Origin of the sequence: Pontibacter populi (assembly GCF_040278685.1) — a bacterium.
GTDB lineage: Bacteria > Bacteroidota > Bacteroidia > Cytophagales > Hymenobacteraceae > Pontibacter > Pontibacter populi.
In genome coordinates, this window is the sequence record NZ_JBEOKT010000014.1 from 66,903 (window position 1) to 82,273 (window position 15,371).

A 15,371-nucleotide genomic window follows, 5' to 3' on the forward strand; every position below is an offset into this window, starting at 1 on the left:
TTAGATTATGATGGAGATAAGGGAGGCGCGTGAGGCGTTAAAACTATACTTTGGTTACGACAATTTCAGGCCGATGCAGGAGCAGATCATTGCCCGCATTCTGAACAAAGAAGATGTAGTAGTATTAATGCCTACCGGAGGCGGAAAGTCTGTTTGTTATCAGGTGCCTGCCGTTGTAATGCCAGGTTTGTGTGTGGTTATCTCTCCGCTCATCGCCCTGATGAAAGACCAGGTGGAAGCCTTGCTGGAGAACGGAATTAAAGCCGCTTTCCTGAATAGTTCGCTTTCCTCTGACCAGCAATACCAGGTTGAGAATGCCTGCCTTTCCGGTGAACTGAAGCTCCTGTATGTTTCTCCTGAAAAGCTGCTTTCGTCCGGGTTCATGGCTTTCCTGAAAAGGATACAGATCTCTCTTTTTGCCGTAGATGAAGCGCACTGTATCTCTGCGTGGGGCCATGATTTCAGGCCGGAATATACGCAGCTGAAAGTTCTGAAGCAGCAGTTCCCGCAAACACCTATGGTTGCCCTGACAGCTACTGCCGACAGGCTTACGCAGAAAGATATACAGGACCAGTTGTGCCTTCGCGATCCACAGGTTTTTATAGCATCATTCGACAGGCCAAATATAAACCTGATGGTTAAGCCGGGCCGTGACCGTTTCAATAAGATCACGGAGTTCCTCGAAAGACATCATGGTCAACCCGGAATTATTTACTGTCTTAGCCGGAAAGGAACAGAAGCCGTTGCTGACAAGTTGAAAAAGAACGGTTTTAAGGCGACCAGTTACCATGCCGGCATGAGTGCACAGCAACGTGCCAAAGCCCAGGAAAACTTCCTGAAAGATGATGTGCAGATCGTATGTGCGACGGTTGCATTCGGAATGGGAATTGATAAATCTAATGTGCGGTGGGTGATACACTATAACCTGCCCAAAAACATAGAAGGTTATTATCAGGAAATTGGTCGTGCCGGTCGGGACGGTGCTAAATCTGATGCGCTGCTGTTTTATAGTTACGCCGACGTAATGAGTATGCGCAGTATGCTGATGGAAGGCAACGAGAAGCAGACAGAACTGCAACTGGTTAAGCTCGACCGGATGCAACAATACGCCGAAGCTACCATATGCCGCCGCCGGATACTGTTGCAATACTTTGGCGAGACCATGAAAAAGGATTGTGGCAACTGCGATATCTGCCGCAACCCGCCTGTTTCGTTTGATGGAACCCTACTGGTGCAGAAAGCACTCTCCGCCATTGCCCGCACCAACGAACAGGTAAACATGGGCCTGCTGATCGATGTGTTGCGTGGTTCCCGGAATGCTCAGGTATTGGAAGGAGGCTACGACCGAATTAAAACCTACGGCGCCGGCCGCGAAATAAGTACCATGGACTGGCAGCGCTACCTCCACCAGATGCTTAATGCCGGCTTAGTAGAACTTGCCTACGATCAGAACTATACTTTAAAACTGACAGAGCAAAGCCGACAGGTTTTATTTGAGGGCCGTAAAGTACAGCTCGTTAAGTTTGATGAAGTAAAACAGCCGGTAGAAGAAACCAGAAAAGCCAGACCAAAGAAAGAGCTCATTAAAGATGCACTGTTTGAAAGGTTACGCGCTTTGCGTAAACGTATGGCTGATGAATATGGTGTGCCGCCTTACGTCATCTTTACTGATACTACGCTTCAGGAAATGGCTGCCGAAAAACCTACGAACCGTATTGCTATGCTGGCTATATCTGGTGTAGGAGCGCTTAAATACGAGCGTTACGGCTATGATTTTGTGAATGAGATCATCAACTTTATGACCGATGAGCAGGATAAAGGCAATAAGATGAAGGGCGCTACCCATTTGGTAACGTATGAGGCTTACAAAAAGGGCAATAATCCGGAACAGATAGCCCGTCAGCGTAATCTCAATCCGGTTACTATCTACTCACACCTTGCCACACTATACGAGCAAGGATATGAGGTAGACCTTAACAAATTTGTTAGCAAAAAGGAGTTTCAGGAAATAAGCAAAGCCATTGCGAAGCTGGGACCAGATGCAAAACTAAAAGACCTGTATGAAGCGCTCGGTGAACAATATGAATACCACAAGATACGGTTATCTATCGCTTTGTTTAAAGTAACGGTATAGTTTACCAGAAACTCTAAAAACAAGAAAGCCGGCTCCAAAAGAGCCGGCTTTCTTGTGTAATCTTACTAGTATGTTATCTATAGTACCGCGATCGCGTCCGGAGTTGAATCTTTGTCACCGGTTACGATACCGTTTGAATTTACTTTGCCTTGCAGTAACAGGATGCCTGCTACGTGTGGCGCTGCAAATGACGTACCTGAAGCAGCATTTACCAGGCCTCCAGTGTTAGCAGTACTTGTAACACTTACACCCGGAGCTGTATAGTCTACAGGAGCGCCATAGTTAGAGAAGGAACCAAAACGATCGTAACGGTCCATGGCAGATACTGTGTATACATTTACAGCATCTACGCGGGCAGGAGAGTTATTAATGCAATCAACAGCACTGTTACCGGCAGCAATGGCAAACATAATACCTTTTGCAGCAGCAGTTTTAACAGCATTATCAAGTGTAGATGAAATACCGCCACCAAGGCTCATATTCACTACATCGCCAGGAGCGGCTACACTAATTACGTGGTTAACAGCAGATATAGCACGAGACATAGTACCAGCACCTGCATCATCGAATACACGAAGGGCAACTATAGTAGCGCCAGATGCAACACCGATCATACCAGAACCATTGTTTTTTGCTGCAATAATACCTGCAACTATAGTTCCGTGGCCGTAACCGTCTTCAACTGACGTAACGCCATAAATAAATGAAGCGCTTCTGCTAAGGTCTATTTTAAGATCAGGATGATTGGTGTCGATGCCAGAGTCAATAACCCAGGCAGTTTTACCAGTACCATCACCGTAACCAACACGTGCAATATTCCATGGCACAAGCTCACCTGCAACAGGAACTATAGAATTATAGGTACCAGTAGTTGGTGCCGGCTCAGTTACAACCGGAGTTGGTTCAGGAGTTGGCTCGGTAGGAGCAGGTTCTGTTGGTGCCGGCTCAGTAGGTGCTGGTGCAGGTTCAGGTGAAGTAGTTTTCTTTCTGCCTCCTTTGCTGCTTCCTGAAGTCCAGGTTGGTTTACCAAGTGTAATCACTCTGTCCTGCTCTACATAAGCAACTTCAGGGTTACCTTTTACTTGCTCCAACTGCTCGTCGGTTAACTGAGCTGCGAAACCGTTTACAGTACCATCAAACTTTTCCTTAACGGCCGAAGCATCAATTTTAAGGTTATCCAGTATACGCTGACGTGTAGTTCTGAATGTTTGGCGCTCGCTCGTGGACAGGTCTTTAGAGCGTGAAGTGCTTAACCCCTCTCCGGGAGTTTTCATAACAACAATGTATTGGCCCTCAATTGGTTGGCCATGCACAGCGCTGAAAGTTGGGTTGCTTTGCTCGAACTGTTCTTCCATTAGTTCGTCCTTCTGGCAGCTTGTCAGGGTAACAGCTGAGGCCAGAACCGCCATAGATAAGGCTTTCTTAAAGGTGTGAGTCATCATGAAAAAAATTTGGCTAAAAGTTGAAATTTAATCTGTAACCTTTTTGAATTTGATACGTAACCGGTGTCTTCTTCAGATAGTTCAAAAAGTAGAACACTTTATTCGGGTACTTATCTTTTTCAGTTATTTTGTATTATGTTGTTCTTTTAAAGTTGTGTTAAAGATGTTTGTATATTCAATAATAGTAATAACCTAATATTTGAATATTTCCTAAACGATGCACTGTTTAAGTGTTTAGCTTTATTATAGTTGATAAACAATATGTTGTGAGTTTGTTTATCGGTTTTTAAAGGTAAGTAAGAATTGCACTTAATTCAAAATTTTAGTTACAGATGATATCAAGAATATCTATAATCATTCTAATAAAAGCGATAAAAATATGAAAGTTCTTGATAACAGGCTATTAATTACACAAATCGCAATACTAAAAAAAGTACATAATAATTAATTGCTAAACTTGTTAGCAATGTTTAAAAATAATGCATACATTTACTAATAATTTGTTCTGATATATAATTAGAGCATGTTTTAAGCTAACAACATTGGCATATTTGAGATATGGTAACATCAAATTTAAGATATCTGCGCAAGAAGGCTGGTTACACGCAAGCACAACTTGCCGAAAAGCTTGATATAAAACGTTCGTTGGTAGGCGCTTACGAAGAGGGTAGGGCAGAGCCTAAACTCAGCACTCTGGTAAATATTGCTAACCTGTTCTCGATTTCCCTGGATGATCTGATCACATTAGACTTGTCAAACAATACAGGACAAGGTATTGCACAGAAGTCTGGTGAAGGTAAACTGCGTGTACTTGCTATAACAGTTGATGGCAATGATAAAGAAAACATTGAGCTTGTGCCTTTAAAAGCCAGTGCCGGTTACCTGAATGGTTACGCAGACCCGGAGTTTATAGAAGAGTTACCTCGTTTCAGGTTACCAATGCTTGGTAACAGTGGAACGTTCCGGGCATTCGAGATCAATGGTGATTCTATGCTGCCTATTACATCAGGTACTGTTATAGTTGGCCGTTTTGTTGAAGACTGGAAAACTATAAAAGATGGTACGCCATGTATCATTGTAAGCCAGAAGGAAGGTGTTGTGTTTAAGCGAATCTATAATAAACTACAGGATACTGCTGTGCTCCGCCTGCATTCTGATAACCCGGTTTACTCACCTTACGAACTTCATGTAGAAGATATCCTGGAAATATGGGAAGCAAGGTCTTATATCAGTTCTACATTCCCGATAGCGGACCTGTCGCTTGATAAATTGTCATCTATCGTGCTGGATCTGCAGAAAGAAATGCAGAAGTTGAAGAAGGTAGATTAACTGATTTTGAAAGATAGAAACTATAGAAATCCTGTGCAGGCAACTGTACAGGATTTTTTTATGTCTGCTGTTCTAAATTGCATCAGAAGTGTGCTTTATTAACAACTAACTATAAATATGCGTAAAGGCTAACAGTAAGTATAATTTAGTGTGTAGTATGCAAAACCTATACTTTTAAAGCAAGATGATAAAACAGATAAGCGCAACAGAGCGCCACGAAGCAAGAACAGGAGACTGGCTCCGCTCAAATTACCTTTTCTCGTTCGCAGACTATTATGATCCTGCTAATGTGCAGTTCGGTCCGTTGCGGGTATTTAACGACGATTATGTAAGCCCTGATTCTGGTTTCCCGACGCATCCGCACACTGAAATGGAAATTGTAACGATTGTGCTGGACGGTGAACTGACACACACTGATAGCTTAGGCAACGACCTGGTAATACACGCCGGTGAAGTTCAGCGCATGACATCCGGAACCGGCATTACGCATTCGGAGGCAAACAAATCGGAAGCTGACGTGCATTTGCTGCAACTATGGTTTTTACCAAACAAGCGTGGCCTTGCCCCATCGTACGAGCACATGAAGGTAGACTTTATGGATACCAAAGATGAGTTTGTACCTTTAGTAACCGGCCAGAAAGTGTTAGAGGATGTAGTTTTTATAAACTCAAATTCAACTATTTTTTACGGTAACTTCAGCCAGGGCAAAGATTTTAACTTTCAGACATTTAAGATCCGGAAAAGCCTGATTTATGTACTGGAGGGTAATATTATAGTTAACGGGGTTGAGTTAGAGCAAAATGACCAGGTAAGGTTGCTAGAGCAGGAACTGATCTCGTTTCATGCAACTTCAAAAGCCAGCTTTATTTTGGTAGATGTACCTGCTGTTGAAGCTAATTACTAGATTATAAAGTACGCTACTCAAGTAGTTAGTTTACCCTTTCTGTTTTAAACAAACTATAGTTTAGCTCACAAAAAAAGCAGCGACAATTTCCTGTCGCTGCTTTTTTTATTGGTTTACAGTTGAAACTATATTGTGTACTTTCGGCCTTTGTTCTGCTGCTTCAGGTAATCCATTAGCGGCTGGAAGTAAGCAACCATTGCACTTGCGTTTAGCTCTTTACCAGTTTTCTCCTTCAACATCTGTCTCCAGTCAACTGAGGCGCCTGGGTACATAATATCGTTCAGGAATTTGCCCACTTCTTTGTTGCCATAGTAGTTTGTTGCCCGTGGGTCCTGTTTCAGTATATTCTTGGCAATATGGTCGTGCAATTGGAACAGGATTACATAACTCATGGCATAGTCGTAGTACTGGGCGGCATCATCGTTAATGTGTGTTTTGGTAGCAGGGTCCAGGTAGTTCTCGCCACGCGTTGCAGGTGGCACAATTCCCTGGTACTTTTTAGCCAGATCCCACCAGCGCTTGTTTAGTTGGTCGGCAGGCAGGTTTTTCGCATAAAAGTCATGTTCCCACTCACTCATTACACCTGCAGCAAAAGGAATGAACGTTACGTAACTCAGCGCTTCTTTTAATAGGGTCTGTACCTCGTCTGTCTTCGCATCTTTTTCTATCAGGTTCAGCTCTGCCAGGAAAGGTTTCTGCATAGCCGCTAATCCCATTAAGCTACCAATAGCTTCGTGGTAGGCACGGTTGGCACCACCTCGCAGCAACACCGGCACATCCGGATTGGTGTAGCTCATATAGTAATAAATGTGGCCAAGTTCGTGGTGGGTTGTTTCATACCACTCTGAGTTTGGCTCCACGCTCATCAGGCTTCGCACATCTTTGTCCAGGTCCATATGCCAGGCCGAGGCATGGTTGTTCTTTTTATAGTTAGCATTTGGTGGCAGCGGGTATAAGCTCGATTTCGTGTAGAAAGATTCCGGTAACTCCTCAAAGCCAAGGCTTACGTAAAAGCGTTCTGCCTGCTCTACTAACCATTTATCACCTTTTGCTTTCAGGGCACCATCAAGGTCAATGCCTTTTACTTCCACCATCGGGCTCCAGTCCTGGCCCCAGCGGTTTGGAAGCCAGTGTGCAGGCAGGTAATCAGGAACTTCTTTAGCACCATATTTCTTGGCTAGTTCGTAGCGGGCATAGGTATGCAACTCACGGTACAATGGTAGCAACTCTTTGTTGATCTGCTGCATCATGGCCATCATCTCTTCGCGGGTCATGCCATAATCCGATGCTTGGTAAGTAAAGTAATCGTCGTAACCTAAGCTTTGAACGGTCTTATTGCGAAGTTCCCGTAGATTCAGCAACCCGGTTTTCAGACCCGGTCCAACCTCTTTACTGGCATTCCAGGCAGCCAGGCGTTTCTTAAGGTCTGTTTCAGTTTTAAGTATGTTGTCGATATCGTTCGTGGTAACAGACTTTTCATAGATGCGGTAATCAAACCCATATAGTTTCTCGGTCTGTTCTGTCTCAGCCTTAATGCGGGCTTTTACCACATCCGGAATAATTTGCGGATTATTGGCTCCCGCATATAAAATGGCATCGAGTTGCTTCACTTGGATAGGAGAGAGCTTGTCTTTTTGAGAAAGGAATTTTCGTGCCTGTTCTATGTTCTCCACGCTGCCGGTAAAAGCAGCAAATGCTTCGTTCGCACGACGCGTATTGACTGCGTTGGTCGAGTCGCCTTCTACAATCCGGGTGTTAGATGCCCATTCCGCTTCTGCAGATTTTGTGTAAAGATCCTGGTAGGTTTTAGAGTATTCATCCAGAAAAGCCTGCGCTTCCTGTTGCACAGAAGACAGTTCAGTGGTTTCGATGTTTTCTGCAGTTTCTGATTTAGGGCTGGAGCAGGAGAAAAGGATGGCTGCTGTTAAACCCGTAAAAATGATTTTTTTCATAATTGAGTTCGAGGTTATCTTACTAAGATACTGATTTAGGTGGGTATAAGCAATTGCTACACTTTGGTTACAGCGAAAACAGAAAACGCAGCTATTAAAGCTGCGCTTGTTTATTACTCTGCTAAACCGACCTGCTGAAAAAACTACAGTTGTTATAGTTTAGTAGTTCGTGTTGTAGTTACTGAGTCCTGCACAACTATAGTTTTACTTCACATCGGTCTTCCGTAACCTGTGACTCTAATAAGATGCCTTCGTCAATAGTTTTGCTGGTTTTGGCACCCAATTCTTTCAGCAGTTCTACTTTACGGATGAGATTGCCTTTGCCTTCGGTCAGTTTGTTCATAGCCAACCCGTACGCCGACTGGCTTTGCTCAATGTGCCTGCCTATAGTTTTCAGATCATCTACGAAGCCTACAAACTTGTCATATAGTTTACCGCTTTCCTCGGCTATCTTTATTACATTTCGTTTCTGGTCTTCCTGGCGCCAAACGCCGGCCACTGTACGCAGAGTAGCCAGTAATGTAGAGGTTGTTACCAACACAATGTTCTTATCAAAGGCATCCGTAAACAGGTCACGGTCGTGTTGTACAGCCAGGTTAAAAGCAGGCTCTATCGGGATGTACATCAGCACAAAATCAGGGGAGTTGATACCGTTCAGGCGATGATAGCTTTTACGGCCAAGGTCAGCGAAGTGCGTGCGAACCGAGTTGATGTGACCGCGCAGATAAACTTCCTGCTGTGTATCTTCTTCGCAGCTACAATACGCCTCATACGCCACCAGCGACATTTTAGAGTCTATGATCAGGTGTTTGTTGTCGGGCAGGCGAATGATAACATCCGGGCGGTATACTTTACTTTCGTCGTTCTGCAGTACTTCTTCGCGCTCATAATGCACCCCTTTGCGCAACCCGGATTTCTCCAGCAAACTTTCCAGCAGGTATTCTCCCCAGTTACCCTGCGTTTTGCTTTCGCCTTTCAGGGCCTTTGTCAGGTTCAGGGCATCCAGACTCATTTGCTGGTTGAGCGCCGCCATTTGTGTAATCTGTTCCTTTAAAGTGATGCTGTCTTTCAGAGTTTTCTCGTAGGTAGCATCAACTTTGGCTTCAAACTCTTTTATGCGGTCTTTAAGCGGAGAAAGGATCTGCTCCAGGTTTTCGGCAGAAGCTTTTTTGAAGTGCTCGGCATTGTTCATCAGCACCTGGTTTGATATGCTGGTAAACTGCTGCAGGAATTTCTCGCGTAGCTGTTCCAGTTCGTTATTCTGGTCCTGCAGTCGTTTGTTCAGGTAATCGTAGTCGGTTTCGGCTTTAGTAAGGGCGTTGGTAAGATCCAGTATCTCGGTCTGTGTTTCGCGAAGCTGTGCCTTCAGTTGTTCTGCTTCTTCAGCTTTCAGTTTAGCCTGGCCTTCCAATACCCCTTGTGATATTGCAGCCTGGTTTACGCTTTGCTGCAAAGCACTCTGTTTACCTTTCAGAAAAAGGTAAGCAACTATAAGTCCTGCTAAAAAAGCGGCTATTCCAACTATCATCTCCATAGAAGGTAAAGGTAAACTTTTTTAGCATTTTACGCTATGGTTTTGCTAAGGAAATTAGCTAACTATAGTTAAGTGACAGCACGTTAAGCTTGTAACTATAGTTTATTTTACCAGGTGCACCCTGAACTTTCGGCCTTTAATCTTACCGTTATTCAGTTTCTCAGCGATAGTTTGCGCCTGCTTTTCAGGTACTGCAATAAAGCTTGCCCTGTCCTGCACTTCAATCTTACCGATCTCTGCAGATGTTAAACCAGTTTCAGCGATAATGGCGCCAACTATATCGCGTGGGCTTATCTTGTCTTTCCGGCCTGCATTTATAGTTATAGTTGCGAAAGCTGAAGTCTGCATTGTAGGCTCAGCAGTAGTAGCTTTTTTAAGCAGATCATCAGCTTTCAGCCAGTTATCCATACGTACCTGGTCCCAGTCGCGGAGTTTTCTTTCGTCGCGTTGTGTAGCTAACGTGTAAACTGTCCCTTTTTTACCGGCACGACCCGTTCTGCCACTCCGGTGCTGATAAGCGGCTACATCGTCAGGCAATTCATAATGAACTATAGTTTCGAGCAGGGCAATATCCAATCCGCGGGCAGCAAGGTCTGTGGCTACCAGAACCTGTGTCGTTCCGTTGCGGAAAAGCGTCATCATTTTATCGCGGTCGGGTTGCTCCATGCCTCCATGTAAAGGGCGTGCCGCAATGCCTTCCGCTTTTAAAGCGTGGGCCAGTTCGTCGGCGGCGGCGCGGGTATTACAGAAAACTACGGTACCCCCGGCATCTATCGTTTTCAGAAGGCTAACTACTACATCCTGTTTCTGGGACTGCTCCACCTTTACACCGATCAGTTTCAGTTGTTCAGGTATGGCATTGGCCGATGCTTTTACAAACTGGGGATTCTTCAGCGATTCTTTGATCAGGTCCTGAACATCCTGCGGCATAGTTGCCGAAAACAAAATTGCCTGTCGTTTAGCCGGAATAGCCTCCATGATCTGGTCTATCTCTTCTTCAAAGCCCATTTCCAGCAGTTTGTCGGCTTCGTCCAGTACCAGTTGTTTTACCGTACCCAGGTCCAGTGTTTTCCGGAACAGGTGATCTGTTAAACGGCCGGGAGTTGCTACTGCAATTTGCGGAGGATGTGCAAGCGAAGCGCGTTCCTGCGAAAAGGAATGCCCCCCATAAAAGGCACTGATCTTTAAATTCGGGATATTTTTAGCGTATTGCTTAAGCTCCTGGCGCACCTGCAAGGCAAGTTCGCGCGTTGGCACCAGAATCAGGGCTTGTATCTGTTGTTGCTCCGGATTTACCTGCTGAATGATGGGTAAACCAAAAGCTGCCGTTTTACCACTTCCGGTTTCTGCCTGTGCGGCCACATCCTGCCCGTTTAACAGCAACGGTATTGCGCTGAGCTGGATAGGAGTAGGCGAGGTATAGTTAAGGTCCTGCAGGTTCTGCAGAATAGTGGAGCTTAGTTTCAGGTCCTGGAAAGTGGTAGCCATAATTTTTAGAATAAGCTGCAAAGGTACGAACCTATAGTTGATTTAGCTATTTAGCAGACAATGTTACCCTAAACTATAAGGTGGCTTTAGCTATAGTTGTATCTCTTGTGCTGGAGGTTTGCTGCAAGTACGCTTTACGGAAAAAGAAAAAGTGCATTGAATAAGCTAACGGAACCAGAAATGCAGGCAAAAAGACTATAGGAAATTCAGCTACAAGTGTATTGGCCGGCTCGTTCATAAATACCCGGAAAGGCACCGGAGCCGAAAGTATAGCCGTAATCACAATGTTTAGTAAAAGCACCATACCAGCTATGTTCCAGGCTAAGGCCAGCTTCAAAAGTCTCCTGCCTTGTCCGTAGCATATCCATGCAAATAACGGAGCTGTAATACCCGTTAATACATCCATGTTGCGGCCTTCAAAGGTCATTTGTACAGGCGTAAGCCCATCCAGGAACTGCCACCATAAAAAGATCTCTACCGGCACCCTGAAAACCTGGATGTACATGAGCCACGAAGCGGGCACATGTTTAATAAACTCCCTGTACTTTGGATGGAAAGTGAGTGTGAGAATGGCTACTAATGGAATAATAATGATGATAAAGAACTTAGGAGGCGTTCCTGAAAAATCTCGTGTTATGCCGGCCAGGGAAAGGAAACTGGCTACTGCCAGCCATGCTATAAGTATACCTCCTACTATAGCTGTACGTTTGGTGGCAAGGGCAGTGGTATAGCCCATCCGGATAAACGTTTTATGCGTGCCCCAGAGCAGAAGCAAGACGCAAATAGCTGTCAGAACTATAAATCCTGCCTGAGCGAAGGGAAAATAGGTGGTTTCCATAGAAATATGTTTTGGTTTAAAGCAAAGTTAAATCCTGAACGACACCCGGCGTTTGACAAAAATTGCTAATTATAAAAGCAGCCGGTAAGCCTGTGGTGTGTAGCCTGTGTGCTTTTTAAAAGTTCTGCTGAAAACTGATACATCATCAAAACCAGCTAATATGCCTGCTTCGCCTATAGTTACTCTTGTTTTCTGCAGTAGGCGTTGCGCCCTTTGTATTTTTTGCTGCAGTATAAACTGGTGTGGCGTGGTGCGGTAAATGCTGGTAAAAGTGCGCAGAAAATGAAACTTAGACAGGCAGGCCATATCCGCCAGTTCTTCTAACGTTGTGTGGTGTGTGGTGTTAGAAAGTATAAAATCAGTGGCTATAGTTATGCGTTTGTGTAGTTCTGCTTTTGTGCTTTGCTTTGCCTGCGGAATACGTTGTATGGCTTTGTGTAATTCATGTTTCTGCTCCGCCAACGCTTTAAATAAGAGTGCCAACAGTTCATCTAACTGCAGTTTTGTGTGATCCGGGTTTTTTGAAAGTGAGTAGATTTGAGCGAGCGCCTGGCTTATAGTTTTGACTTTTGTCTGAAGCAGGTTCGGAAATTCAGCTAAGGTCATGTACTGTGTATGATCCGTGTTATCAAGCAATTGCAGATCTGTAGTGGTGCAGGTGTATGTATAATCTTCCCATACATCCTGGCCCAGATGCAGGTTAAAAGTTTCTGCAGGCGTATCGCTTTCAACATCAAGAGTATAGTATTGTGCCCGGTTGGTAATAAAAAAGGTGTCCTCAGAAACATTAACCCTTTTGTTGCCAGCCTGCACCGTAGAACTGCCGCTTATGTTCGTGAATATAGAAAAGGGGCCTTTAAGATCAGGGCGGTGGCAGTAGGTAGTTCGGGCATTCAGTATCACAACCGGCCAGCCTTCTTTCTCCAGCCTGGTTCCCTTCATATCAAGTCGTTCGCTGAAGGCTTTCTCAGCCTGCTGTTTCAGCCAGGTATAATCCGGAAACTCTTTCAGGAACATAGTTTTATGTATTAAGTGTAGAGGTTGAATTTTTAGGATAATTAGTATACTAAATTACAAAATAGTAAGATATGTATTGTAAAACCAAGCACAGCTTTTTAGTAAAGCATGAAAGTTGTTGTGTTAAAATCAGCCAGTTTAGCATGGATAGTTTAATTGTAGCTTTCTTTATAGTTTAGCATTGTCCTGCATCAATATTTAATGAAGAAACAAACAGACTATAGCCTACCAACACAAGGGCTCCTTTTTGAGCGCGATATAGTTGTTATGCCACTAGAAGCATTTGTAAGCGAACTGTCGGAAGTGCCGCACCGCCACGATGCCTACCAACTTGTATTTGTGCAGGAAACTAAGGGCGGCGATAACCTGATCGATTTCCGGAGGTATGAGATGGTGGCAGGCAGGCTGTTCCTGATCGGCCAGGGGCAGGCACATCAGCGGAAGTCGCTGCAGGAGCGGGGTGTGCTTGTTTTCTTTTCAGAAGCTTTTTTACAAACAACAGGCATCACAGCTCACGATGCCCTGGTACTTTTTGGCGCAGTATACCAGCACCCGTACCTGGATTTGGATGCAAGTTTTCAGCGGCTGTTTCTGCAATTAACTGAGCTCATCACTTTAGAACTACAGCAACCTGTTCCCAGCCAGGCCATTCTGTCGCGCTACCTGTTCATCCTGCTTAACTATGTGCTGCGCGAGTGCCATGTCGAGATATCTAAACTAACACCGGCCCGGCACAGCGAAAGACTCTTTAAACTTAGCGGACTTGTAGAAGAGAACTATGTGCAGCATAAGCCCATTTCCTTTTATGCCGACGCTTTAGACATTACGCCCAAACACCTGAACAGCCTTTGCCGGCAGTACTTACAAACTACCGTAGCCGATATGCAGAATGCACGTTTGCTTCTTGAAAGTAAGCGCCTGTTGTACTTCAGTAGCCTGTCGGTTAAGGAAATTGGCTACCAGCTGGGGTTTGAAGATGATTCTTATTTCGTGCGGTTCTTTAAGCGCTGGGCAGGCACTACACCTATGCAGTTCAGAGCGAGTGGTTCCGAAAGTACCATACCTGATGTTTAAAGTGCCGTAATGTTCATCGGCTCCGGTTGTAATTTTACATAAACAGAAACTACAACTATGGAAGCAAATCAAAAATTGAAAGCGATTGGTATTGGGTTGGTGGCATCGGTTTTCTTTTGCTCCACTTATGTCATGAACAGCTTTATTTCTGCTGCTGATGGGCACTGGGCCTGGACCGTGGCGTTACGGACACTCATAATGCTGCTCATACTGCTTGTCATCTTACAGTATAAAAATCAGCTGACACCCTTACTACACATCCTTAAAAAGCAACCTAAGGTCTGGATCTTCTGGGGAAGCATATGGTTTGGGTTGGTGTATGTTCTACTTACAGCAGCGGCTTCTTTTGGACCCGGCTGGCTTATTGCCGGTGTTTTCCAGTTTACTATAGTTGCCGGCATCTTGCTATCGCCTTTTTTGTATAAAGATGGCCGGGCTAAAATACCGGTGCGGGCGCTGCTGTTATCTATCCTTATTCTGGTCGGCATTGCGCTGATGCAGTGGAGCCAGAAAGAAGGCAATTACTCAGATGCACAGGTTTTAAATTGCGTAGCGTTTGTAATACTGGCAGCCATTATCTGGCCGCTGGCAAACCGTAAACTGCTACTTATTGTAGAGGAACACAACTATAAACTGAATGCCATGCAGCGTGTTGCAGGTACGGCCATTGGCAGTTTGCCGGTATTAATTCTGTTAATGATCTTTGGGCATGGTGAGGCAGGCTTACCCGACGAAGATCATTTGATCGGTGTTTTCCTGATCGCCATTTTCTCGGGTGTGATCGGCACTATTTTATTCTTTCAAGCTACCCATATGGCACGAACCGACAGCGCCGCGCTGGCAGCCGTAGAGGCGACACAGTCTGTAGAGATTTTGGCAACGGTGATAGGAGAGGTGTTGCTGCTCGGCATAGCCTGGCCAAACCTGGTAGGAAATGTGGGAATGCTCCTGATCATGGGTGGGCTTATACTTTACAGCATTCCGGCCAAAAGAAAGGTTGTAAGTACAGTAATCTAAACTATAAATACCTTCCACGATTAGAACAACAAAGCCCTGCAACTATAGTTAGCAGGGCTTTGTTGTTTTCAGCAACTATTAACTATAGTTTAGTCATGGTCATCTGCAGCAGGCACAAAATCAGATCGTATTTCAGGGTGGTTTATTTCGCCGCCGGACGTGCCAACCTGCCTTGCAAAGAAGATAGAGACAAGGCCAAGCACTATAGTTAAAATAAACAGCGTCTTGCGCATGGCCAGTTGTTTAATGTCAGCGAAAAAGGAGATAGCTGCCAAAACACCGAGCCCAACTATAAGCCAGATGTATAGTTCGGCCTGTTCTTCATGCTCATGAATCAGGTCTTCACTTATGCCTGCCATGTGCTCAACGGTTTCTTCTGCAGCTTCGCCAGTCAGGTAAGTGGGGATGGCAACTATGGCGCTGATGATTAGCACTACAAGTGCAGTCCGGACGGTATCTCGACTTTTAAAGAACATGCCTGCTGTCAGTATGGCAATTCCTAAAATACTGCCTATAATAGGGAAGTGGTTTAGTGTGATGTGCAGATGAGCTTCGTTCATAGATATAATTGGTTAGTGAGACTTTAGTATATTAAGTTCAGAAGTTTAGTACTAAGAAACAATTTAAATTACAGGCACTTAG

General features: G+C 44.7%; 12 protein-coding genes. 5 read left to right on the plus strand and 7 right to left on the minus strand.

Annotation, left to right across the window (positions count from 1 at the left end; translation table 11 throughout):
- Positions 1-7: 7 nt before the first annotated feature.
- On the plus strand, positions 8-2,134 hold the full coding sequence (recQ, locus tag ABS362_RS14655) for a DNA helicase RecQ (RefSeq protein WP_434086528.1): 2,127 nt from the start codon (positions 8-10) through the stop codon (positions 2,132-2,134).
- 77 nt (positions 2,135-2,211) lie between these two features.
- On the opposite strand, the gene ABS362_RS14660 is transcribed toward recQ, so the two are convergent.
- The gene (locus tag ABS362_RS14660; protein WP_350413245.1) at positions 2,212-3,576 is read right to left on the minus strand and encodes a S8 family serine peptidase; all 1,365 of its coding nucleotides are present in this window, start codon (positions 3,574-3,576) and stop codon (positions 2,212-2,214) included.
- Positions 3,577-4,134: 558 nt separating this feature from the next.
- Here ABS362_RS14660 and ABS362_RS14665 point away from each other — a divergent pair.
- Complete coding sequence (locus ABS362_RS14665; RefSeq protein WP_350413246.1) at positions 4,135-4,905, plus strand: helix-turn-helix domain-containing protein; 771 nt, start codon at positions 4,135-4,137, stop codon at positions 4,903-4,905.
- 184 nt (positions 4,906-5,089) lie between these two features.
- Positions 5,090-5,809: a pirin family protein gene (locus ABS362_RS14670; protein ID WP_350413247.1), complete on the plus strand. Its 720-nt coding sequence runs from the start codon at positions 5,090-5,092 to the stop codon at positions 5,807-5,809.
- A gap of 125 nt (positions 5,810-5,934) precedes the next feature.
- Here the strand turns inward: ABS362_RS14670 and ABS362_RS14675 are convergent, their stop codons facing one another.
- The 5 genes from ABS362_RS14675 to ABS362_RS14695 all read right to left on the minus strand — a co-directional run bounded on the left by ABS362_RS14675 (position 5,935) and on the right by ABS362_RS14695 (position 12,638).
- Positions 5,935-7,761 carry a M2 family metallopeptidase gene (locus ABS362_RS14675; RefSeq protein WP_350413248.1) on the minus strand — a complete coding sequence of 609 codons (1,827 nt, stop codon included), beginning with the start codon at positions 7,759-7,761 and terminating at the stop codon, positions 5,935-5,937.
- A 196-nt stretch (positions 7,762-7,957) separates the two neighbouring features.
- Entirely contained in the window at positions 7,958-9,295 is a 1,338-nt protein-coding gene (locus tag ABS362_RS14680; RefSeq protein ID WP_350413249.1) for a DNA recombination protein RmuC, read from the minus strand.
- Positions 9,296-9,397: 102 nt separating this feature from the next.
- The gene (locus tag ABS362_RS14685) at positions 9,398-10,783 is read right to left on the minus strand and encodes a DEAD/DEAH box helicase (RefSeq protein WP_350413250.1); all 1,386 of its coding nucleotides are present in this window, start codon (positions 10,781-10,783) and stop codon (positions 9,398-9,400) included.
- Positions 10,784-10,856: 73 nt separating this feature from the next.
- Positions 10,857-11,621 (minus strand): DUF8737 domain-containing protein, encoded by a 765-nt coding sequence (locus ABS362_RS14690; RefSeq protein WP_350413251.1) that lies wholly within the window; start codon positions 11,619-11,621, stop codon positions 10,857-10,859.
- A gap of 69 nt (positions 11,622-11,690) precedes the next feature.
- Positions 11,691-12,638 carry a helix-turn-helix transcriptional regulator gene (locus ABS362_RS14695; RefSeq protein ID WP_350413252.1) on the minus strand — a complete coding sequence of 316 codons (948 nt, stop codon included), beginning with the start codon at positions 12,636-12,638 and terminating at the stop codon, positions 11,691-11,693.
- Between the two features lie 201 nt (positions 12,639-12,839).
- Between ABS362_RS14695 and ABS362_RS14700 the strand changes: the two genes are divergently transcribed.
- Together ABS362_RS14700 and ABS362_RS14705 are read left to right on the plus strand one after the other, a co-directional pair.
- Positions 12,840-13,712, plus strand: a complete 873-nt coding sequence (locus tag ABS362_RS14700) for an AraC family transcriptional regulator (protein ID WP_350413253.1) — start codon at positions 12,840-12,842, stop codon at positions 13,710-13,712.
- Positions 13,713-13,769: 57 nt separating this feature from the next.
- Positions 13,770-14,729 (plus strand): DMT family transporter, encoded by a 960-nt coding sequence (locus ABS362_RS14705; protein WP_350413254.1) that lies wholly within the window; start codon positions 13,770-13,772, stop codon positions 14,727-14,729.
- Positions 14,730-14,818: 89 nt separating this feature from the next.
- Here the strand turns inward: ABS362_RS14705 and ABS362_RS14710 are convergent, their stop codons facing one another.
- Complete coding sequence (locus tag ABS362_RS14710; protein ID WP_350413255.1) at positions 14,819-15,289, minus strand: hypothetical protein; 471 nt, start codon at positions 15,287-15,289, stop codon at positions 14,819-14,821.
- Positions 15,290-15,371: the final 82 nt, after the last annotated feature.

Coding starts and splice junctions, on each gene's coding strand:
- recQ (WP_434086528.1), top strand. CDS start 8: ATGATGGAGATAAGGGAGGCGCGTGAGGCGTTAAAACTATACTTTGGT.
- ABS362_RS14660 (WP_350413245.1), bottom strand. CDS start 3,576: ATGATGACTCACACCTTTAAGAAAGCCTTATCTATGGCGGTTCTGGCC.
- ABS362_RS14665 (WP_350413246.1), top strand. CDS start 4,135: ATGGTAACATCAAATTTAAGATATCTGCGCAAGAAGGCTGGTTACACG.
- ABS362_RS14670 (WP_350413247.1), top strand. CDS start 5,090: ATGATAAAACAGATAAGCGCAACAGAGCGCCACGAAGCAAGAACAGGA.
- ABS362_RS14675 (WP_350413248.1), bottom strand. CDS start 7,761: ATGAAAAAAATCATTTTTACGGGTTTAACAGCAGCCATCCTTTTCTCC.
- ABS362_RS14680 (WP_350413249.1), bottom strand. CDS start 9,295: ATGGAGATGATAGTTGGAATAGCCGCTTTTTTAGCAGGACTTATAGTT.
- ABS362_RS14685 (WP_350413250.1), bottom strand. CDS start 10,783: ATGGCTACCACTTTCCAGGACCTGAAACTAAGCTCCACTATTCTGCAG.
- ABS362_RS14690 (WP_350413251.1), bottom strand. CDS start 11,621: ATGGAAACCACCTATTTTCCCTTCGCTCAGGCAGGATTTATAGTTCTG.
- ABS362_RS14695 (WP_350413252.1), bottom strand. CDS start 12,638: ATGTTCCTGAAAGAGTTTCCGGATTATACCTGGCTGAAACAGCAGGCT.
- ABS362_RS14700 (WP_350413253.1), top strand. CDS start 12,840: ATGAAGAAACAAACAGACTATAGCCTACCAACACAAGGGCTCCTTTTT.
- ABS362_RS14705 (WP_350413254.1), top strand. CDS start 13,770: ATGGAAGCAAATCAAAAATTGAAAGCGATTGGTATTGGGTTGGTGGCA.
- ABS362_RS14710 (WP_350413255.1), bottom strand. CDS start 15,289: ATGAACGAAGCTCATCTGCACATCACACTAAACCACTTCCCTATTATA.